Here is a 19,452-nt window from a genome sequence, read left to right on the forward strand (position 1 = left end):
CGGTCGGGCGTCCCGCGCCGATAACCTTGGGACATGCCCGATCCGCAACTCGTACTCGCCGCTCGGGTCCAGGCCGCGCTGAGCGCCGCCTTCGGACCGTCATACGCGGACGCCGACCCGGTCATCCGGCCGTCGCAGTTCGCCGACCTTCAGGCCAACGTGGCGCTGCCGCTGGCCAAGAAGCTGGGCCGCAAGCCGCGAGACGTGGCCGACGAGATCGTCAAGAACCTCGACACCGCCGACGTCGTGGCGAACGTCGAGGTCAGCGGGCCGGGCTTCATCAACCTGACGCTCAGCGACGGCTGGATCGCCGCCGAGGCGCAGCGCGCCCTGGAGGACGAGCGGCTCGGCGTCCCCGCGGCCGAGGAGCCGCAGAAGACCGTCGTCGAGTACTCCTCGCCGAACGTGGCGAAGGAGATGCACGTCGGCCACCTGCGGACCACGATCGTCGGCGACGCGATCGCCCGGATCCTGGCGTTCCTCGGCCACGACGTCGTCCGGGACAACCACGTCGGCGACTGGGGCACCCCGTTCGGGATGCTGATCGAGCACCTGCTCGACCTCGGCGAGGACGCCGCCGCCCGGGACGACTCGTCCGTCAGCGACCTGACCGCGTTCTACCAGGCCGCACGGGAGAAGTTCGACGGCGACGAGGAGTTCGCCGACCGGTCCCGGCGGCGGGTCGTCGCGCTCCAGGCAGGCGACGCCGAGACCCTCCGGCTGTGGAACGTCCTCGTGGACGTGTCGAAGCGGTACTTCAACGCCGTCTACGGGCGGCTCGGCGTCACGCTCACCGACGACGACATCAAAGGCGAGAGCTTCTACAACGACCTGCTGGCCCCGACCGTCCAGGAGCTGGAGGACAAGGGCATCGCGGTGATCAGCGACGGGGCGCTGTGCGCGTTCCCGCCCGGCTTCACCGGCCGCGAGGGCGAGCCGCTGCCCGTGATCATCCGCAAGAGCGACGGCGGCTACAACTACTCCACCACCGACCTCGCCACCATCCGGTACCGGGTCGACACCGAGCACGTCGACCGGATGATCTACGTGGTGGGCGCCCCGCAGTCACTGCACTTCCAGATGGTCTTCGCCGTCGCCCGGATGGCGGGCTGGCTGAACGACGAGGTCGAGGCCGAGCACGCGCAGATCGGCAACGTCCTCGGCACCGACGGCAAGATCCTGCGGACCAGGGCGGGCGGCACCGTCAAACTCGCCCAACTCCTCGACGAGGCCGTCGAACGGGCCGGCGCCGTCTTCGACGAGATCCAGCACGACGAGCCGTTCGACGACGCGACGCGGGACGCGATCGTCCGGGACGTCGGCATCGGCGCGGTCAAGTACGCCGACCTGTCGGTGGCGCGCGACAGCGAGTACGTCTTCGACTTCGACCGGATGATCTCGTTCCACGGCAAGACGGGCCCGTACCTGCAGTACGCGGCGGCCCGGATCCGGTCGATCTTCCGCAAGGGCGGCGTCGCCGTCGAGGACGCCACGGGCCCGATCACTCTGGGCGACCCGGCCGAGCGGGCGCTCGCCCTCGAACTGCTCGGCTTCGGCGCCGTCCTGAAGCAGGCCGGCGACACCGCCGAGCCGCACCGGCTGGCGTCCTACATCTACGCGGTCGCCGACGCCTACACCACGTTCTACGAGAACTGCCCGGTCCTGAAGGCCCCGGACGAGGCAACGAAGGCGTCCCGCCTGGCCCTGTGCGCGGCGACCCTGCGCACCCTGGAGACGGGCCTGCACCTCCTGGGCGTCCCCACCCCAGAACGCATGTAAGCCCGAACCCCAACCACCACCCACGGGTCGTGCGGCCGGAGGGCGCCCTAGCGCCCGGAGGTCGCACGACCCGCCGGCCTCCCGGCCGTGACGGGGGTTCCAGGGGGTCGCCCCCCTGGGCAAACACAGGGTCACGGAACGCCCGAACCGTGGTGTGTAGATTGACCGGCTCGTGACGGGGGTTCCAGGGGGTCGCCCCCCTGGGTGAACCCGGCTCCGTCTTTCAGGACGACTCGTTCCTGGGCCATCTTCTCTCGGACTTCGGGGACGACCTCCAGGGCGAAGACCGGGAGGTTCGCCGGGTCGCCGGCGTAGAGGAACGAGTCGACGCCGTGGCCGATGGCCAGTTCGGTGAGTTCGTAGACCCACTGGCGGGGCGGGCCGTGCAGGAAGCCGTGGGAGTCCCGCCCGTCCAGGGCGCCTTCGAGGATGTAGACGCGGCGGATGGCGGCCGGGTCGCGGCCGGCCCGGGCGGCGGCGTCGTCGAGGCGGCGGCGGCCGTCCGCGAGGCGTTTCGGCGGGACGTGGGACGAGGGCACGATCCAGCCGTCGGCGATCCGGCCGGCGAGGTCGATGCCGCGCGGGCCGGTGACGCCGAGCCAGACGCCGATCTGCCGCCGCGGCGCCGGGCCGGCGTCCGCGGCGGCGAACCGGTAGTGGTCGCCGTCGAAGCGGAGCCCGGGCTGGTCGCTCCAGTGCAGCCGGATGAGCCGCACCGCCTCTTCCAGGGCGCGGAGCGCCGCCGCGCCGCCGGGCCGGGTGCCGCCGTAGGATTCGATGCCGGCCGGGTCGGCGCCCGCGCCGAGGCCGAGTTCGACGCGGCCGCCGCTGAGCAGGTCCATGGTCGCGATCGCCTTGGCGAGCGCGGCGGGCGGGCGCAGCGGCAGGCACGCCACCGCGGGCAGCGCCCGGATCCGGGACGTGCCGGTCAGCACGGCGGCCAGCAGTGTGAGCGCGTCGGCGGTGCCGCGCCGGTGCGGCAGGTCGCGGACGCCGAGCAGGTCGAGGCCGTAGCGGTCCGCGTCCTGCGCGGTGCGGAGCAGCGGGGCGGCGGCGGCCGGGTCAAGGCAGGCGCCGAACCGCAGCCGCCTGCGTGGTGGGTGCGGCGGCGTCACTGGAGGTAGCCCTCGACCTCGTCCGGCGGCCGGACGTCGGCGGCGTCCGGGTCCTGACCGGCGTCCAACCGGGCCCTGCGGCGGCGCAGCAGGTCCCAGCACTGGTCGAGGGCGACCTCCAGCTGCTCCAGCCGCCGGTGCTCCTCCTCGCGCCCCAGCTCGTCGCGCTGGTAGCGCTCGCGGAGCCGCTGCTCCTCGCCGACGTACTCGTCGATGCGCGCGAGGATGTCCTTCTCGTCCATCCTCAGCGCTCGCGGCCGGCGTTGGTGAGCCCGCTGAGGAACCCGCCTTCGCTCCGCGTCGAGTGCTGGAACGGGCCGGTCTTCGGCTCGACCATCGAGGACGCGGACTGCGCGGCCGCGGCGGTGGTCCCCGCCGCCTCCATCGCGCGGCGGGCGGGCGTCTTGCGGGCCGTACCGGACCGCGATGACGTCCCCGACCTGGTGCTCGTTGTGGTCTTGGACGAGGTCGTCTTGCGGGCCGCCGACGTCCGCGACTTGGGCGCGGACGCCTTCTTGGCCGTGCTCGACGGCTTCGACTTCGCCGTGCTCGACTTCGACGAGCTGGTCCGGGCCGAGGTGGTCGGCCGCGACCGGCTGGACGCCGCCGAGGTCGTCTTGCGGGACGAGCTCGACTTGGACGTGCCCGCCTTCGCCCTGGACGTCCCCGACTTCGAGGTGCTCGCCTTCGAGGTGCTCGCCTTGGACGACGTGCTCCTGCTCGCGGGCGTGCTCTTCTTCGCCGTGCTCGACTTGGCGGTGGTGGTGATGACCTTCGCGGCCGCGTCCATCGCCTTCGCGGCGTCGGACATCGCCTTGGTGGCGCTGGTCATCGCCTTGGTCATCGCCGTCATGGCCTTGGCCGACGAGGACGCCTTGGTCGCCACCGACTTCATCTGCGTCGCGGCGGTCTTGGCCTGGCTCGCGGCCTTGGTGACGCGGGTCGCGGCGGTCGACGACGTCCGGCTGGACGCGGTCGACTTCTTCGCCGTGCCGCTCTTGGTCCCGGTCGACCTGGTGGTGGTCGACCGGGACGACGAGCTCGCCGCCGACGTGCGCTTGGCCGCCGGCTTCTTGGCGGTGGTGGACTTGCTTGCTGTGCTCTTCGCGCGACCGGCCGTCCCTCGGCTCGCGGTCGTGCGCGATGCGGTTTTCGTTGCCACTGATCTCCCCCCCGAAATGATCAGTTACGGGGAGATCTATTCCACACTTTGTGACCCTCTACACGCGGAGCGTCAAATCGAATTAGACGCCCACCGGGTGCCAGACGGTCTTCGTCTCCAGAAATGCCGTCATACGGGCGGTTCCCGGCTCCTCGGTCCAGTCGGTCTCCGTGGGGCGCAGGACGCGTTTCAGGTTCTCGGCGGCCTTCTCCTCCAGGTCGCCGACCTGGTCGTCCGGGACGCCGGCGAGGTCGATGGCGTTGACGTCCATGTGGGTCGCGAGCCAGGGCGCGATCTCCGCGCGGCGGCCGGTGAGGACGTTGACGACGCCGCCCGGCAGGTCGGACGTGGCCAGCACCTCGGCGAGGGTGATGGACGGCAGCGGCGCCGGCTCGGAGGCGACCACCACGGCGGTGTTGCCGGACACGATGGCGGGCGCCACCACCGACACCAGCCCGAGCAGCGGCGAGTCGGGCGCGACGACGGCGACGACCCCGGTGGGCTCGGGCGTGGAGAAGTTGAAGAACGGCCCGGACACGGGGTTGGCGGCGCCGGCGACGGCGCTCAGCTTGTCGGCCCAGCCCGCGTACCAGACCCACCGGTCGACGGCGGCGTCCACCTCGGCGCCCGCGGCGCCCTTGGAGGCGCCGGCCCGGCGCAGCTCGTCCACGAACTGGTCGCGGCGGCCCTCCAGCATCTCGGCGACCCGGTACAGGATCTGGCCGCGGTTGTAGGCGGTGCGCCCGGACCAGCCGGGGAACGCCTTGCGCGCGGCGACGACCGCGTCCCGGGCGTCCTTGCGGGACGCCTGCGAGGCGTTGGCGACGAAACGGCCCTTGGCGTCGGTGACCACGTACGACCTGCCGGACTCCGATCGGGGGAACGCGCCGCCGATGAACAGCTTGTAGGTCTTGCGGACGGCGAGACGGTCAGGCATTGAGGTAGGCCTCCAGTCCGTGGCGTCCGCCCTCGCGGCCGAACCCCGATTCCTTGTAGCCGCCGAACGGTGAGGCCGGGTCGAACTTGTTGAACGTGTTGGCCCACACCACCCCGGCGCGCAGCCGCTGCGCCGTCCAGAGGATCTGCGAGCCCTTCTCGGTCCAGATGCCGGCCGACAGCCCGTAGGGGCTGTTGTTGGCCTTGGTGACGGCCTCGTCCGGGGTGCGGAACGTCAGCACCGACAGCACCGGCCCGAAGATCTCCTCGCGGGCGATCCGGTGCGACTGCGCGACGCCGGTGAAGATCGTCGGCGCGAACCAGAAGCCCTGGGACGGCAGCTCGCACGGCGGCGACCACCGCTCGGCGCCCTCGCTCTCCCCGGCCTCCGACAGCTCCTTGATCTTCGCGAGCTGCGCGGCCGAGTTGATCGCGCCGACGTCGGTGTTCTTGTCGAGCGGGTCGCCGACGCGCAGCGTCGCCATCCGCGCCTTCAGCCGCTCCAGCACCTCGTCGGCGACCGACTCCTGGACGAGCAGCCGCGACCCGGCGCAGCACACGTGCCCCTGGTTGAAGAAGATCCCGTTGACGATGCCCTCGACGGCCTGGTCGAGCGCCGCGTCCGCGTAGACGATGTTGGCGGCCTTGCCGCCGAGTTCCAGGGTGAGCTTCTTACCGGTCCCCGCCAGGGAGCGGGCGATCTGCCGTCCCACCTCGGTCGAGCCGGTGAAGGCGACCTTGTCGACGCCCTCGTGCTCGACCAGCGCGCGGCCCGTCTCCCCGGCGCCGGTGACGATGTTGACGACGCCCGGGGGCAGTTCGGCCTGCCGGCAGATGTCGGCGAACAGCAGCGCGGTCAGCGGCGTCGTCTCGGCGGGCTTGAGCACCACCGTGTTGCCGCAGGCCAGCGCGGGCGCGATCTTCCAGGCCAGCATCAGCAGCGGGAAGTTCCACGGGATCACCTGCCCCGCGACGCCCACCGGCCGCGGATCCGGGCCGAACCCGGCGTACGGGAGCTTGTCGGCCCATCCGGCGTAGTAGAAGAACCAGGCCGCGACCAGCGGGACGTCCACGTCCCGGGACTCGCGGATCGGCTTGCCGTTGTCGATCGACTCCAGCACGGCCAGTTCCCGCGACCGCTCCTGGATGATCCGGGCGATCCGGTACAGGTACTTGGCGCGCTCCCGGCCGGGCATCGGCCCCCACACCTTGTCGAAGGCCGTGCGCGCGGCCTTCACGGCGCGGTCGACGTCGCCCTCGTCGGCGCACGCGATGTCGGCCAGGACGCTCTCGTCCGCCGGGTTGATCGACTTGAACGGCTCGCCGTGCCCGTCGGTGAACTCGCCGCCGATGAACAGCCCGTAGGAGGCGCGGATGTCGACGACCGCCCGCGACTCGGGCGCCGGCGCGTACTCGAAAACCATGGTCAGTCCAGCGTGAAGTAGTCGGGACCGGAATAGACGCCGGTGGCCAGCTTGCGGCGCTGCATGAGCAGATCGTTCAGCACGCTGGACGCGCCGAGCCGGAACCACTCGGGGGTCAGCCAGTCCGGGCCGGCGGTCTCGTTCACCAGCACCAGGTACTTGATCGCGTCCTTGGTGGTCTTGATGCCGCCGGCCGGCTTCACGCCGACCTGCCGCCCGGTGGCCGCGCGGTAGTCGCGGACGGCCTCCAGCATCACCAGCGTGACCGGCAGCGTCGCCGCCGGCGCCACCTTGCCGGTGGAGGTCTTGATGAAGTCGGCCCCGGCCCGCATCGCGAGCCACGACGCCCGCCGCACGTTGTCGTAGGTGGCGAGCTCGCCGGTCTCCAGGATCACCTTCAGGTGGGCGTCCCCGCAGGCGTCCTTCACGGCGGTGATCTCGTCGAACACCTTGGCGTAGTCGCCGGCCAGGAACGCGCCGCGGTCGATCACCATGTCGATCTCCGCGGCGCCCGCCGCGACCGCGGCCCGCGTGTCGGCGAGCTTGGCCTCCAGCGGCGCCCGCCCCGCCGGGAACGCCGTCGCCACGCTCGCGACGCCGATGCCCGTCCCCGCCAGGGACCGGACGGCGACGTCCACCAGGTCCGAGTAGACGCACACCGCCGCGACCTTCGGCACCGACGCGTCCGCCGGGTCCGGGTGGGCGGCCTTGGCGCACAGCGCCCGCACCTTCCCGGGCGTGTCCGCGCCTTCCAGCGTGGTCAGGTCCACCATCGAGATCGCCAGGTCGATCGCCGCGGCCTTCGCCGTCGTCTTGATCGACCTGGTGGCCAGCCGCGCGGCCCGCTCTTCGGCGCCCACCCGGTCCACGCCCGGCAGGCCGTGCAGGAAGGCGCGCAGCTCGGCGGCGCCGTTCAGAGTCTCCGTTGACACTCCCCAAGCATCGCCGAACTACGTCCCCGGCACAAAACGGACGACTAACGAAGCGGTGTCGCCGTCCACCCCTCGGGATCGGAGCCGAGCGGTTCGATCCGCCGGAACAGGCCCGTCAGCCCCCCGCCCGCCTGGAGCCGCCGGAGCGGCTCGCCCCGCGCGTCGATGCCGATGTCGAACCCGCGCACCCCGAACACGCGGAGGATCTGCGCCTTCGACGCGGGCACCCGCCCGGCCGTCGGCCCGGGATGCGGCAGCCGGGTGTCAAAGGCGGGATGCCCGTCGATCACCGTGTTCGCCGCTGACCGCGCCCTGGCGACCCGACTCGCCGGACTCACCGAGATCATCAGCTCGTCGCCCGCGCCGGGCCCGCCGAGCGAGAACATGACGTCCGGCCCGGCACCGAGCCACACCCGTCCGACCTTGAGCCCGTCCGGAAGACCGCCGACCCTCACCGGAAACGCCACCGGCCCGCCCCCGCCGAATCGCACCCCAGCCGCGATCCGGTGGACGGTCTCCTCCGTCGCAACACCACGGTCGTTGACCGACAGCAGCGCCCACGTCTTCGGCCGGTACTCCCACCGGAACTCCGCCGCCACCTGCGCCGACCCAGGACCGCCCGGCCTGATCGACCAGTACGCGGGCCGCCCGTTCACCGGCGCCGCCTTCGTCAGCCGCCCCTTCCGCGCCCCCGGCAGCAGCGGGATCGCCGGCCGCGTCCCCGGCGGCAGCACGGTCAACTCGATCGACTGGCTCCCGGGCCCGCGCCCCGCGCTCACCTTGAAGGCGGGGACGCGCCCGCCGTCCTGCGTGACCCGCGTCCGCGCGAACCCCGCGGGCAGCCACCCGAACCGCGCCTTCTCGATCAGCGGGCTCGGATACTTCGCCGGCTCCACTACCTTCGGGACGCGCTCCTCCTGCGACGACGGCAGCACCACCACCCCCACCGCGACCGCAGCGACCCCCACTACCACCGCGAGGACCCCCGCCCGCCTCCTCCGCTTCACCCGCCGCCCGGCGACCACCGCCGCCGCGACGTCCACCCCGGACGCCGGAGCGGGCTCCCCGGCGAGACGCTCCAGCTCACCCCTGAGACCGTTCATGCCGGCTCCCCCTCCAGCACCCGCCGCAACGCGTCCAGGCCGCGCGCGGTCTGGCTCTTGACCGTCCCGGCGGAGCACCCCAGCACACCGGCGGTCTGCTCGACCGAGAGGTCGCAGTAGAACCGCAGGACCACGACCGCCCGCTGCCGAGGCGGCAGCACCGCGAGCGCCGCCCGCAGATCCACACCGCCCGCGTGGTCGGCGGGCTCGACGGCCGCATCGGGCGGCCGCTCGACGACCCGCACCCGCTGCCGCCACCCGCCCCGCTGCTCGGCCAGGAACACCCGGACCAGCACCGTCCGCGCGTACCCGTCCACGTTGTCGGCCGCCGCCGCCCGCCGCCAGTGCACGTACAACCGCGTGATCGCGGACTGCACCAGGTCGTCCGCCCGGTGCCAGTCCTGGCACAGCAGGTAGGCGACCCGCCGTAACCACCCCATCCGCGCCGTCACGTAAGCGGTGAACTCCTCGTCCCGCCCCGCCATCCGCCCACCCCTCCCCTGCCCCACACCCCCCTGATGCACCAACCCCCACAAAAGGTTGCACGCCCGCTCGAACCAGTACCGACCAACCACCTGGACGGCCGCGCTCTACCGCCACGCCTCGGCGGCCTGCCCGTGGTCACGGCGGGCATGCCGACCGACCGTCACGGCTCCACCGCGACGGTCGGCGCTTGCTCGCTCCGTGGTCAGCGGGGGGTGAGTCTGAGGGTGGTGTCTCTGGGGCCGGGGCGGGTCATCGGCTCGGCGTAGGGCGTGCTGCCGTACTTGGTCAGGTAGGCGGCGTCTACCTGCTCGTTGACGGTCGGGTCGGGCTCGTCGATGAACGCCACGTCCACGGTCGTGCCGTCGGCCTTGATCTGGCCGCGGTGGGTGTTCTCGGCGGTCTGGTACCAGTGGCCGTCGGGGCCGTTGACCGAGCGTACGTACATCTCTTCGCCGCTGCGGACGATCCAGATCGTGGTCGGGTCGCGCAGCGTGCCGTCGCTGTTCTCCGGCGCGATCTGGATCTCGGCGGCGCCGCCGAGGCGGGTCAGGTCGTCATTGCTCCAAGTGGACATGTCGGGGTCATGCCCGGCCAGCCGTTCGATGCGGCCCGTATTGCCCGAATTTGGGGATGTTCGGAGGGTCTTCGTTCCCGCGCATTGACATCGGAGAGGACTACACCTCTAAAGTACTAGCATCCTAGTTAAATGGAGGTGGCGGTGATCGAGTTCCATCTGGACTCCGGGTCGGGGGTGTCGCCGTACATGCAGCTCGTCCGGCAGGTGCGGCACGCGCTGCGGCTCGATCTGCTGCGGGTCGGTGACCAGCTGCCCACGGTCAAGGACGTGGTGGCGCAGCTGGCGATCAACCCGAACACCGTGCTCAAGGCGTACCGGGAGCTGGAGCACGAGGGGCTCGTCGCGCCGCGCCCGGGGGTCGGGACGTTCGTGACGCGGTCGCTGGCCGGCGAGTCGCTCGCCGCGCACGGGCCGCTGCGCAAGGACCTGGAGCGCTGGCTCGCGAAGGCGCGGCTGGCCGGGCTGGACGACGAGAGCATCGAAGCGCTGTTCATGACCACGTTTCGGTCCGCCCGCGAGGAGGACATAGCGTGACCGCCGTCCTGGAGGCCCGGGGGCTGGGCAAGAGGTACGGGCAGCGGTGGGCGCTGTCCGACTGCACGCTGGACATTCCGGCCGGACGGGTCGTGGGGCTCGTCGGGCCGAACGGGGCGGGCAAGAGCACGCTGCTGAACCTCGCGGTCGGCCAGCTGGCGCCGACGGCCGGGAGCATCCGGGTGCTCGGCGAGCGGCCGGCCGCGGGGCCGGAGCAGCTGGCCAGGGTCGGGTACGTCGCGCAGGACACGCCGACGTACTCCGGGCTCAGCGTCGGCGACCATCTGGCGCTCGGCGCCCGGCTCAACCCGCGGTGGGACGACGCCCTCGCGCGCGAGCGGGTCGGGCGGCTCGGGCTCGGCCTGCGGCACAAGGCGGGGAAGCTGTCCGGCGGGCAGCGCGCCCAGCTGGCGCTGACGCTGGGCATCGCCAAGCGGCCGGAGCTGCTCATCCTGGACGAGCCCGTCGCGGCGCTCGACCCGCTGGCCCGGCGCGAGTTCCTCCAGGGGCTGATGGAGGCCGTCGCCGAGCACTCGCTCAGCGTCGTCCTGTCGTCCCACCTGGTGTCGGACGTGGAGCGGACGTGCGACTACCTCATCGTGCTCGTGGAATCGCACGTCCGGGTCGCCGGGGACATCGACGACCTGCTCGCGACCCATCACCGGCTGACCGGGCCGCGCAAGGAGAAGCTGCCGGCGGACCAGCACGTCGTGTCCGAGAGCCACACCGACCGGCAGAGCACGTTGGTCGTCCGGACGGATGGCCCGATCCACGACCCGGCCTGGACGGTCGGGCAGATCGGCGTTGAGGACCTCGTCCTCGCCTACATGGCCCAGGCCCCGAGCCGTCCCACGCTGGAGGCGATCCGATGATCTGGTTGACGTTCCGGCAGTTCCGGGTCCAGGCCGCGGTGGTGTTCGGCGGGCTCGCCGTCCTCGGCGCGGCCCTCGCCGTCAGCGGGCCCGGCCTGGCCGACGCCTACGACAGAGGGCTCGCGTCCTGCGGCACGGAGAACGCCTGCGCGCACTTCGCCAGGCGGTTCTTCACCGACCACCAGGTGGAGTACGGCGCGCTGGTCGTGATCGTGACGGTCCTGCCCGCGCTCATCGGGATCTTCTGGGGGGCGCCGCTCATCGCCCGCGAGCTGGAGAGCGGCACGCACCGGCTCGTGTGGAACCAGAGCATCACGCGGAGCCGCTGGCTGGCCGTCAAGCTCGGCCTCGTCGGGCTGGCCGCGATGCTCGCCGCCGGGATCGCCGTCCGCGCCGCCAACTGGTGGGCGGGCCCCCTGGACAGGGCCGCGGCCGAACGCTTCCCGCGGATCGCGCCGCTCGCGTTCGGCGCGCACGGCATCGTCCCGATCGGGTACGCGGCCTTCGCCTTCGCGCTCGGCGTGACGGCGGGCGTCCTCACCCGGCGCACCGTGCCGGCGATGGCGATCACCCTCGCCGTCTTCGTCGGCGTCCAGGTCGCGATGCCGGTGTGGATCCGCGCCCACCTCGTCCCGCCGGAGACCGCGACCGTGGCGATCACGTCGAAGAACATGTCGCAGATGACGCTGGACCAGGGCTCCAAGGCCATGACGGTGCAGACGGACGCGGCGCCGGGGGCGTGGACGCTCGCGAACCACACGGTCGACGCGTCCGGGCGCGCGGCGGCCCTGCCCGGCGCCCTGATCACGGGAGCGTGCGCCCCGCCGGGGCCGCCTCCGATGCCCGCGCCGAAGGCGGGCGCGCCGGAGGCGGGGCCGCCGGACCCGCCCGACGGGCCCGCCGAGAAGTGCTTCACCGAGATCGCGCGGCTCGGCTACAAGCAGAAGGTGGTCTACCAGCCCGCCGACCGCTTCTGGCCGCTGCAGTGGGCGGAGACGGGGCTGTTCGCCGTCCTCACCCTGGGGCTCTGCGGCGTCTGCTTCTACTGGACGCGCCGCCGCCTCTCCTGAAGGCCGTCCGACGCCGCGGCCGCGCCTCAGAAGCGGAAGGTCTCGACGAAGCGGTGGAGGAGGCCGGGGTCGCCTTCGACGCGGACGGTGCCGTCGGCCAGCGCCTGGTCAGGGGTCTTCGCGCCGGTCATCAGAGCATGGACGCCCTGGTCGGCGAGCCGCTCGATGACCGGGTCCGGGGCCGGGTGCGGGCCGGCGCCGACCGCGAGGTCCCCGCCGGTGAGCTGCAGGCGGAGGGTGAAGTCGCCCATGCGGACCTCGTAGCCGACCGTGGCGCCCCGGGCGGCCTCCGGCCGGTAGGTGGTGCGGAAGGCCATCGCCACCGACTCGGCCGTGACGGCCTCGCCGGGGCGGGGGGCGGTCATGGTCCGCGCGCCCGGTCGCGGCGAGCGCCGGACGGCCGCTCAGCCGGAGAGGGTCAGCGTGCGCTGGATCCGCTCGGCGGCCGCGCGCATCCGGTGCGCGGACCGCTCGATGCGGGGCAGCTTCGCCGGCCGGCACGAGATCGCGAGCGCGCCGGTCACCGCGCCCGCCGCGTCCGTCACCGCGACGGCCGCGCAGCCGGTGCCGAGCGCGTACTCCTCGCGGTCGAACAGCAGGCCGGTCGGCGTGCTGAGCGAGTGCACCAGCCGGGCCTGCTCGGTGATGGTGTGCGGGGTCAGGTCGACGAGGGGGTGCCGGGACAGGTAGTCGCGGCGGCGCTCGTCGTCGAGCTGGCTCAGCACGCACTTGCCGATCGCGGTCGCGTGCGCGGCGTCCTCGAACCCGACCGACAGGTCGACGCGGGGCGCGCGAGGGCCGTCGGCGACGTCGATGAGCCGGATCTCGTCGTCCACCTGCATGCCGAAGTAGGCGGCGGCGCCCAGCTCGTCGCGCAGCGCGACGAGGGCGGGCCGGAGCCGGGCGGGCAGCCGCTGCGACCGGCCCTGCTCGTACAGGGCCTCGACCCGCTCGCCGAGCACCCAGACGCCGTCCGGCAGCCGGGTCGCGTAGCCCTCGTGGGCGAGGGTGCGCAGCAGGTGGTAGGTGGTGGCGAGCGGGAGCCGCGCCTCCCGGGCGAGCTGCTTGGCGGGCGCGCCGCCGGGATGCGACGCCACCGCCTCCATGAGGTGCAGGGCGCGCTGCACCGAGGCGATGAGCGTGGGTTTGCGTGACTCGCTCATGCGCGCGGTGCACCCCTCTGGTCCGAGCCGGTCGAGCCTCCGGCGCCGGTCCGTCCATTGGATCACCTCCCGCCGGGGGACGCCCGGGGTTTCCCGATCCGGTCACGGGAAATGCGGTCACCATGAGTCAGCAGACGTATGCGCATGTCGACGAGCGGACGGCCCGGAAGGTCGCCGAAGAGGCACGGGAGACCGAATGGCGGCTGCCGAGCTTCGGCAAGCAGCTGTTCCTTGGCGATTTCCGGCTGGACCTGATCCACCCGCATCCGCGTCCGGATGCCGAGCAGCGGCGCAAGGGCGAGGCGTTCCTCGCCCGGCTCACCGAGTTCTGCGCCACCCGGGTCGACTCGGCGCTGATCGAGCGGGAGGCGCGCATCCCCGACGAGGTCGTCGCCGGGCTCCGCGACCTCGGCGCGCTCGGCATGAAGGTCCCGGAGAAGTACGGCGGGCTCGGGCTCAGCCAGTACTACTACGGCCGCGCGCTGATGGTCGTCGGATCGGTGTGCGGGGCGCTCGGCGCACTGCTGTCGGCGCACCAGTCCATCGGCGTCCCGCAGCCGGTCAAGATGTTCGGCACCCGGGAGCAGAAGGAGGAGTGGCTGCCGCGCTGCGCCCGGCAGGTCAGCGCGTTCCTGCTGACCGAGCCCGACGTCGGCTCCGACCCGGCCCGGCTGCGCGCCACCGCCGTCCCCGACGGGGACGACTACGTCCTCAACGGCGTCAAGCTGTGGACGACGAACGGCGTCGTCGCCGACCTCGTCGTGGTGATGGCGCGCGTGCCGAAGTCGGCCGGGCACCGCGGCGGCATCTCCGCGTTCATCGTGGACATGGACACGCCCGGCATCACGGTCGAGAACCGCAACGCGTTCATGGGGCTGCGCGGCATCGAGAACGGCGTGACCCGGTTCCACGACGTCCGCGTCCCGAAGGCGAACCTGATCGGCGCGGAGGGCGCCGGCCTGAAGATCGCGCTGACCACGCTGAACACCGGGCGGCTGTCGCTGCCGGCGATGTGCGCGGCGAGCGGCAAGTGGGCGGCCCGGATCGCCCGCGAGTGGTCGCGGGAGCGGGTGCAGTGGGGCCGGCCGGTCGGCGAGCACGAGGCCGTGTCCCGCAAGATCGCGTTCATCGCGGCGACCGCGTACGCGATGGAGGCGATGCACGACCTGTCCAGCCAGCTCGCCGACGACGAGCGCAATGACATCCGGATCGAGGCGGCGCTGGCGAAGCTGTGGTCGTCGGAGATGGCGTGCCGCGCCGCGGACGACCTGATGCAGCTGCGCGGCGGGCGCGGCTACGAGACCGCGGCGTCGCTCGCGGCGCGCGGCGAGCGCGGCGTCCCGGTGGAGCAGGTGGTGCGCGACCTGCGCATCAACCGGATCTTCGAGGGCTCCACCGAGATCATGCACCTGCTCATCGCCCGCGAGGCGGTGGACGCGCACCTGTCGGCGGCCGGCGAGGTCATCGACCCGGACGCCTCCCCCGCGCGCAAGGCGCGGGCGGCGGCGAAGGCCGGCGGGTTCTACGCGCGCTGGCTGCCGACGCTCGTCACCGGCGCCGGGCAGCGGCCGAACTCCTACGCCGAGTTCGGGGTGCTCGCGCGGCACCTGCGGTTCGTGGAGCGGGCGTCCCGCAAGCTGGCCCGGTCGGTCTTCTACGCGGCGGGGCGCTGGCAGGGCGGGCTGGAGCGCAAGCAGGGGTTCCTCGGCCGGATGGTCGACATCGGCGCCGAGCTGTTCGCGATGAGCGCGGTGTGCGTCCGCGCCCACGCCGACGCGTCCGGCCAGAGCGGGCTCTCGGACGGGACGCCCGGCAAGTCGGCGCTGCTGCTCGCCGACGCGTTCTGCAAGCAGGCGCGCGTCCGCGTGGACGAGCTGTTCGACGGGCTGTGGCGCAACACCGACGCGATGGACGCGAAGCTGGCGCGGGCCGTCCTCGCCGGCGACTTCGCCTGGATCGAGGAGGGCGTGCTCGACCCGTCGATCCCGGGCCCGTGGATCGCGCCGTCCGAGCCGGGGCCGAGCGAGCGGGAGACCGTGCACCGGACGATCGGCTGATCCGGCGCCCGCTCCGAGCAGGCGACACGCCGTCCGGGCGCCCGCCGACGCGGTCACTGACGGACGCCCGGCGTGCACGCATGGGTAGACTGTCCCGACCTTCGCGCCAGAGATCGACCGGCCCCGGGCGGGCCGGGCCACGGATCCGGCGAACGAGAAGCCGAACGCCAACGCACCCAGCGAGCGGGAAGTATGCAGTCACTTGGTCAGAAGAAGTCCATCGCGGGCAGCCTCCTCGGCCTGCTCGGCAGCGACCCGAAGAAGGGCGGTCCGGGCACCGGGCCCGCGCCGCACGTGAACGCCGACGGTGACGTCGTCCAGCCCGCCGCCGGTGAGGGCGCGCTGGAGAACCACCTCGGCGGCGACGAGGCCCGCAACTACCGCAAGTACGAGTACGAGACCGTCGCCCCGTACGTGGGCCGGTCGATGCTGGAGGTCGGCTCCGGCCTCGGGCACTTCTCCGAGCAGTTCGCGGGGCGGCTCGACTACCTCGTCGTCAGCGACAACGACCCGTACTGCGTCGGCGAGCTGCGCAGCCGCTACGACGGCAACGACGACGTCGAGGTCATCGACCTGGCCCTGCCGGACGACATCAAGATCCGGCAGAAGGTCGACACCGTCGTGATGATGAACGTGCTGGAGCACATCAAGGACGATGTGCAGGCGCTCCGCGACCTCGCCGCCGTCACCGAGCCCGGCGGCCGCATCGTCATCTGGGTGCCCGGCTACATGCAGCTCTACGGCGACTTCGACCGCAAGGTCGGGCATGTCACCCGGTACACGCCGCAGACGATGGAGGCGTCCGTCCGGGAGGCGGGGCTCGTCCCCGAGGTGCTCAAGCCGATGAACTTCCTCGGCGGCATCGCCTGGTGGTTCGCGGTCCGCCGCGGCGGCGCCGGCTACCCCGACCCGCGGCTCGTCAAGATCTACGACCGGACGGTGGTGCCGACCACGCGCGCCATCGAGCGCTTCGTCCGCCCGCCGTTCGGGCAGACGGTGTTCTGCGTGGCGCGCGTCCCGCGCTGACCGCGCGCCACAGGGCACGTGCCGGAGGGCGATGGTGCCGGGTCACGGAACGCGGCTCGGCACCGTCGCTTTTTTCTCTCGCCCCGAACGGTATGTCTCGCGCGCCGTCGGGGCCTCCGGACCACAAGACTGGGCAGTGGCCGGACGGGTCACGGGCCGTCTCTCCGGACGGCGAAGCACCGCCTGCTTCCGCGGGCCGTGCCCCGGCCGGCCGGCCACGATGTTCCCGTGTGGTCCGACGGTTCGGGGCGGGGGATCCGGGAGGGGAGGTCCCCCGCCGCCGAATCGATCACGCTCCGCAGCAGGTCAGGCGCGGGCCTTCGGGGCGGCGAACAGCCGCATCCGGTGCGCGGTCGCGGCGGCCTCGCCCCGGCTCGCCACCTCCAGCTTGCCGAGGATGTTCGACACGTGGACGCTCGCCGTCTTCACGGAGATGAACAGCGCCTCGGCGATGTCGCGGTTGCTGCGCCCCTCCGCCACCAGGCGCAGCACCTCGAACTCGCGGGGCGTCAGCCCGAGCGGCGCGGACGCGTCGCCGCGGCGCGGCGACCGCACCCGGCGCAGCATGTCGGCGACGTCCGCGGCGAGCAGCGGCGCCCGCAGCTCCGCGGCGAGGTCGCCGGCGGTGCGCAGCGCGTCCGAGGCCGCGTCGTGGTCGCCGCCCGCGAGCAGCGCCTCCGCGGACCGGAGCAGGGAGCGGGCGCGGGCGTAGGGGTTGGCGAGCGTCTCCCACGTGGCGGCGGCCTCCGCCCAGGCGGCCTGGTCGAGGACGCCCCGGGCACGGGCCAGCTCGGCGGCGAACGTGAGGCAGTGCGCGCGCTGCAGCGGCCCGCTCGACTCCAGCCCGGCGGCCCGCTCCTCGATCCGGGCGAGCTCGCCCGCCGCGCCGTCGCCGAGCTCGGCGCAGGCCGCGGCGCCCGCGAGCAGCACCGGCCACGCGTAGCGCGCGTCGTCCGGCATGCCCGCCTGGTCGACGACGGGCCGGACCGCCTCCAGCGCGGCGGCGGGGCGGCCCTCGGCCAGCGCGATGTTCGCCTCCAGCCACAGCGTGCCGAAGTAGTCCTGCGTCTTCAGCCACTCCGCCTTCAGCTTCTTGATGTCGCGGGACGTGGCGAGCCGCTCCCGCGCGGTCGCGAGGTCGCCGCGCGCCAGCGCCACCCAGCCGGTCAGGACGAGCAGCGACGTCCGGGTGGTGATGGCCGGGTCCTGCGCGAGCGCGTGGTTCATCACGGCCATGGCCTCGTCCCACCGGCCGAGCGAGACGAGCGGCTCAGCCTGGTTGATGCACAGGAACGTGCCCTGGGTGCGGGCCACCCCGTACTCGCGGGCCAGCTCCTTGCCGTGCGCCGCGACCGCGGCGGCCTCGGCGTGCCGGCCGGCGCCCTCCAGGAAGTGCGACTTGATGACGTAGTAGCGCAGCAGCACCTGGTGGTTGCGGGCGCGCTCGGCGGTCGCCTCGATCTCGGCGAGGCCGACGTCGTTCTCGTAGTCGGTGTCGGCGCAGTACCGCGTGATGAGCGCCTCCGCCTCCGCGAGCGGGTCGCCGAGCCGGCGCGCGACCGCCAGCGACTCCTCGGCCGCGTCGCGCGCCGCGCCGATCTCGGTGGTGACGCGCACGTAGTTGCCGAGCATCGACAGCGCCCGCGCGCGCAGCACGGTCGGCGGTTCGGCGGGCAGCGCCTTGACGGCGGCGCGCAGGTCCTCGACGAAGCCGGGGCGCGCCATCTGGTACCGCATCCTGGCGCGCAGCACCAGCAGCGTCGCCCAGCACTCGGTGTCGCGCGCGCCGTCGGCGGCCTCGACCTCCTTGAGCGCGGCGGTGACGAGCTTGATGCCGCGGTCGTACTCGCCGGCGAGGTCGGCGGCGGTCGCGGCGTCCATCAGCACCTTGACGAAGCCGGCGTCGATGCGCTCCGCCGCGTCGGGGACGAGGTCCCACAGCTGCAGGACGCGTTCGAGCATCGCCAGACACTCGGCATGGGCGAGCGCCTTGCGCGCCTCGCCGGCGGCGCGCCAGGCCGCGACCAGCGCCCACGTGCTGTCGTGGGCCTGCTTCCAGTGGTAGCTCAGCTCGACCCACAGCCGCCCGGCGGAGACCAGTGACGGGTTCTCCTCCAGGGTCTCGGCGTAGCGCTTGTGGAGGCGGGTGTGCTCGCCCGGCAGCAGGTCGTCGTGGATGGCCTCGCGGATCAGCGCGTGCCGGAACGCGTACCCGTCGCCGTCCACGACCAGGACGTTGGCGGCGACGGCGGGCCGCAGCACGCGGGTCAGCGCGGCGTCGCCGAGCCCGGACACGGCGGAGAGCAGCGCGTGCTCGATGCGGGTGCTGCTGCCGCTCGCGTCGCGCAGGACGTCCTGCGTCTCGTCGGGGAGCCGCTGCACGCCGGCGAGCAGCAGGTCGCGCAGCGACTCGGGCAGCTCGCACGCCAGCCCGCCGTCGTCGTCGAGCAGCGCCTCGATGAACAGCGGGTTGCCCTCGCTGCGCGCCTCGATCCGCTCGACCAGGCCGGGCGGCGGGTTCTGGCCGAGCAGCTGGGCGACGAGCGCGGACACGTCGGCGCGGGTCAGCTTGCCGAGGTCGGTGCGGCGCACCCGTTCCAGCCGTTCGAGCCCGGCGAGGAGCTGGCGCAGCGGATGGGTGCGGTGCAGCTCGTCCGTCCGGTAGGTCAGGACGACCAGCACGGGCCCCCGGCCGAGGTTGCGCACGAGGAAGGCCAGCAGGTCGCGGGTGGAGCGGTCGGCCCAGTGGGCGTCCTCGATGACGAGCACGACCGGGCCGCGCTCGGCGAGCCGCTCCAGCAGCGACAGCACGACCTCGAACAGCCGGGCGCGCTCCTCCCCGGACGCGGCGTCGGACTCCGGCTCGCCGAACTCCGGCAGCAGCCGGGCGAGGCCGCCGGTGTCGCCGCGCGGGACGAGCGCCGCGACGCCGTCGATGCCGATCTCCCGGACGAGGCCGCGCAGCACGGTGGTGAACGGCGCGAACGGCAGGCCGTCGGAGCCGAGCTCCAGGCAGCCGCCGACGAGGACGTTCGCCTCCCCCTCGACGGACCGGGCGAACTCCTTGATGAGGCGCGTCTTGCCGAGCCCGGCGTCACCGCCGACGAGGACGGCCCCGGGCGCGGCGGCGAGGGCGTCCCGCAGCTGCCCCAGCTCCGCCGCCCGGCCGACCAGAGCAGGACTCACCGCACGCGCGTTCACGTCCCCAGCATGCCA

18 protein-coding genes are annotated in these 19,452 nt (G+C 73.2%); 6 read left to right on the forward strand and 12 right to left on the reverse strand.

The features are described from left to right. Window positions 1-33: 33 nt before the first annotated feature. The gene (argS, locus tag AB0K34_RS08800) at window positions 34-1,779 is read left to right on the forward strand and encodes an arginine--tRNA ligase (protein ID WP_364546726.1); all 1,746 of its coding nucleotides are present in this window, start codon (window positions 34-36) and stop codon (window positions 1,777-1,779) included. 131 nt (window positions 1,780-1,910) lie between these two features. Here argS and AB0K34_RS08805 read toward each other — a convergent pair whose 3' ends face one another. The 9 genes from AB0K34_RS08805 to AB0K34_RS08845 all read right to left on the reverse strand — a co-directional run bounded on the left by AB0K34_RS08805 (window position 1,911) and on the right by AB0K34_RS08845 (window position 9,511). Continuing rightward, window positions 1,911-2,894, reverse strand: coding sequence for an LLM class flavin-dependent oxidoreductase (locus tag AB0K34_RS08805; RefSeq protein ID WP_364546729.1), 984 nt, complete (start codon window positions 2,892-2,894; stop codon window positions 1,911-1,913). Continuing rightward, window positions 2,891-3,136 (reverse strand): DUF2630 family protein, encoded by a 246-nt coding sequence (locus AB0K34_RS08810; protein WP_364546732.1) that lies wholly within the window; start codon window positions 3,134-3,136, stop codon window positions 2,891-2,893. The genes AB0K34_RS08805 and AB0K34_RS08810 overlap by 4 nt, the downstream gene beginning before the upstream one ends. A 2-nt stretch (window positions 3,137-3,138) precedes the next feature. Next, on the reverse strand, window positions 3,139-4,056 hold the full coding sequence (locus AB0K34_RS08815) for a hypothetical protein (RefSeq protein WP_364546735.1): 918 nt from the start codon (window positions 4,054-4,056) through the stop codon (window positions 3,139-3,141). 82 nt (window positions 4,057-4,138) lie between these two features. Further along, a complete protein-coding gene (locus AB0K34_RS08820; RefSeq protein WP_364546737.1) occupies window positions 4,139-4,993 on the reverse strand; it encodes an aldehyde dehydrogenase family protein in 855 nt (284 codons plus the stop codon). Further along, the gene (locus AB0K34_RS08825; RefSeq protein WP_364546740.1) at window positions 4,986-6,416 is read right to left on the reverse strand and encodes an aldehyde dehydrogenase family protein; all 1,431 of its coding nucleotides are present in this window, start codon (window positions 6,414-6,416) and stop codon (window positions 4,986-4,988) included. Before AB0K34_RS08825 ends, AB0K34_RS08820 begins: the two co-directional genes overlap by 8 nt. Window positions 6,417-6,418: 2 nt before the next feature. Continuing rightward, window positions 6,419-7,348 carry a deoxyribose-phosphate aldolase gene (gene deoC / locus AB0K34_RS08830; RefSeq protein WP_301177761.1) on the reverse strand — a complete coding sequence of 310 codons (930 nt, stop codon included), beginning with the start codon at window positions 7,346-7,348 and terminating at the stop codon, window positions 6,419-6,421. A gap of 44 nt (window positions 7,349-7,392) precedes the next feature. Further along, window positions 7,393-8,451, reverse strand: a complete 1,059-nt coding sequence (locus AB0K34_RS08835; protein WP_301177762.1) for a hypothetical protein — start codon at window positions 8,449-8,451, stop codon at window positions 7,393-7,395. Beyond that, window positions 8,448-8,936, reverse strand: a complete 489-nt coding sequence (locus tag AB0K34_RS08840; protein WP_301177763.1) for a SigE family RNA polymerase sigma factor — start codon at window positions 8,934-8,936, stop codon at window positions 8,448-8,450. Before AB0K34_RS08840 ends, AB0K34_RS08835 begins: the two co-directional genes overlap by 4 nt. Before the next feature lie 203 nt (window positions 8,937-9,139). Further along, window positions 9,140-9,511: a DUF2255 family protein gene (locus tag AB0K34_RS08845; RefSeq protein WP_301177764.1), complete on the reverse strand. Its 372-nt coding sequence runs from the start codon at window positions 9,509-9,511 to the stop codon at window positions 9,140-9,142. 132 nt (window positions 9,512-9,643) lie between these two features. On the opposite strand from AB0K34_RS08845, the gene AB0K34_RS08850 reads away from it, so the two are divergent. From AB0K34_RS08850 to AB0K34_RS08860, 3 genes are read left to right on the forward strand one after another with little or no spacing between them, the layout of a single operon-like run. Further along, a complete protein-coding gene (locus AB0K34_RS08850; protein WP_171069207.1) occupies window positions 9,644-10,048 on the forward strand; it encodes a GntR family transcriptional regulator in 405 nt (134 codons plus the stop codon). Then, a complete protein-coding gene (locus tag AB0K34_RS08855; RefSeq protein ID WP_301177765.1) occupies window positions 10,045-10,920 on the forward strand; it encodes an ABC transporter ATP-binding protein in 876 nt (291 codons plus the stop codon). The genes AB0K34_RS08850 and AB0K34_RS08855 overlap by 4 nt, the downstream gene beginning before the upstream one ends. Continuing rightward, entirely contained in the window at window positions 10,917-11,990 is a 1,074-nt protein-coding gene (locus AB0K34_RS08860) for an ABC transporter permease subunit (RefSeq protein ID WP_301177766.1), read from the forward strand. Before AB0K34_RS08855 ends, AB0K34_RS08860 begins: the two co-directional genes overlap by 4 nt. 26 nt (window positions 11,991-12,016) lie before the next feature. Here the strand turns inward: AB0K34_RS08860 and AB0K34_RS08865 are convergent, their stop codons facing one another. Then, the gene (locus AB0K34_RS08865; protein ID WP_301177767.1) at window positions 12,017-12,355 is read right to left on the reverse strand and encodes an SCP2 sterol-binding domain-containing protein; all 339 of its coding nucleotides are present in this window, start codon (window positions 12,353-12,355) and stop codon (window positions 12,017-12,019) included. Between the two features lie 39 nt (window positions 12,356-12,394). After that, window positions 12,395-13,153: an IclR family transcriptional regulator gene (locus AB0K34_RS08870; protein ID WP_301177768.1), complete on the reverse strand. Its 759-nt coding sequence runs from the start codon at window positions 13,151-13,153 to the stop codon at window positions 12,395-12,397. Window positions 13,154-13,275: 122 nt separating this feature from the next. On the opposite strand from AB0K34_RS08870, the gene AB0K34_RS08875 reads away from it, so the two are divergent. Continuing rightward, window positions 13,276-15,210, forward strand: a complete 1,935-nt coding sequence (locus tag AB0K34_RS08875; RefSeq protein WP_301177769.1) for an acyl-CoA dehydrogenase family protein — start codon at window positions 13,276-13,278, stop codon at window positions 15,208-15,210. A gap of 192 nt (window positions 15,211-15,402) precedes the next feature. Beyond that, window positions 15,403-16,236: a methyltransferase domain-containing protein gene (locus AB0K34_RS08880; RefSeq protein WP_138638801.1), complete on the forward strand. Its 834-nt coding sequence runs from the start codon at window positions 15,403-15,405 to the stop codon at window positions 16,234-16,236. Between the two features lie 306 nt (window positions 16,237-16,542). Here the strand turns inward: AB0K34_RS08880 and AB0K34_RS08885 are convergent, their stop codons facing one another. Further along, a complete protein-coding gene (locus tag AB0K34_RS08885; RefSeq protein ID WP_364546749.1) occupies window positions 16,543-19,437 on the reverse strand; it encodes an AAA family ATPase in 2,895 nt (964 codons plus the stop codon). Window positions 19,438-19,452 lie beyond the last annotated feature (15 nt).

Source organism: Actinomadura sp. NPDC049382, from assembly GCF_040677125.1.
In the GTDB taxonomy this organism is placed as follows: Bacteria; Actinomycetota; Actinomycetes; order Streptosporangiales; family Streptosporangiaceae; genus Spirillospora; species Spirillospora geliboluensis.

Bases quoted from the DNA above. Each gene is read 5' to 3' on its own strand.
- AB0K34_RS08810 (WP_364546732.1), bottom strand. From the start codon at position 3,136: ATGGACGAGAAGGACATCCTCGCGCGCATCGACGAGTACGTCGGCGAG.
- AB0K34_RS08870 (WP_301177768.1), bottom strand. From the start codon at position 13,153: ATGAGCGAGTCACGCAAACCCACGCTCATCGCCTCGGTGCAGCGCGCC.
- AB0K34_RS08840 (WP_301177763.1), bottom strand. From the start codon at position 8,936: ATGGCGGGGCGGGACGAGGAGTTCACCGCTTACGTGACGGCGCGGATG.
- AB0K34_RS08875 (WP_301177769.1), top strand. From the start codon at position 13,276: ATGAGTCAGCAGACGTATGCGCATGTCGACGAGCGGACGGCCCGGAAG.
- AB0K34_RS08820 (WP_364546737.1), bottom strand. From the start codon at position 4,993: ATGCCTGACCGTCTCGCCGTCCGCAAGACCTACAAGCTGTTCATCGGC.
- AB0K34_RS08860 (WP_301177766.1), top strand. From the start codon at position 10,917: ATGATCTGGTTGACGTTCCGGCAGTTCCGGGTCCAGGCCGCGGTGGTG.
- AB0K34_RS08845 (WP_301177764.1), bottom strand. From the start codon at position 9,511: ATGTCCACTTGGAGCAATGACGACCTGACCCGCCTCGGCGGCGCCGCC.
- argS (WP_364546726.1), top strand. From the start codon at position 34: ATGCCCGATCCGCAACTCGTACTCGCCGCTCGGGTCCAGGCCGCGCTG.
- AB0K34_RS08850 (WP_171069207.1), top strand. From the start codon at position 9,644: ATGGAGGTGGCGGTGATCGAGTTCCATCTGGACTCCGGGTCGGGGGTG.
- AB0K34_RS08825 (WP_364546740.1), bottom strand. From the start codon at position 6,416: ATGGTTTTCGAGTACGCGCCGGCGCCCGAGTCGCGGGCGGTCGTCGAC.
- AB0K34_RS08835 (WP_301177762.1), bottom strand. From the start codon at position 8,451: ATGAACGGTCTCAGGGGTGAGCTGGAGCGTCTCGCCGGGGAGCCCGCT.
- AB0K34_RS08880 (WP_138638801.1), top strand. From the start codon at position 15,403: ATGCAGTCACTTGGTCAGAAGAAGTCCATCGCGGGCAGCCTCCTCGGC.
- AB0K34_RS08865 (WP_301177767.1), bottom strand. From the start codon at position 12,355: ATGACCGCCCCCCGCCCCGGCGAGGCCGTCACGGCCGAGTCGGTGGCG.